The sequence below is a fragment of the Bradyrhizobium sp. Ken01 genome (assembly GCF_055807355.1).
Window position 1 is genome coordinate 1 of record NZ_JBVVPC010000314.1, and the last position, 234, is coordinate 234.

General features: G+C 67.9%; 1 protein-coding gene. It reads right to left on the reverse strand.

Going from position 1 to position 234, the window contains the following annotated elements:
* The coding region (locus AC0L3S_RS39780; RefSeq protein WP_473285456.1) for an ABC transporter substrate-binding protein at positions 1 to 234 on the reverse strand (234 nt) is incomplete at both ends.

A 234-nucleotide genomic window follows, 5' to 3' on the forward strand; every position in this document is an offset into this window, starting at 1 on the left:
CGCCACGGCCGGGATCGGTGCCGTCATCCTCGATGATCACCTCGACCTGACGGCCATTGATGCCGCCGGCGGCATTGATCGCCTTGACCGCGGCAGCCGTGGTCTTTTCGTACCAGCGGCCATAGGCAGCGCCGATGCCGGTGCGGTGCGACTGGAAGCCGATCTTGATCGGCGCCGAACTCTGCGCCTGGGAATAGCGGACGAAGCCAGGGGCAAGGCCGAGGCCGGCGCCTG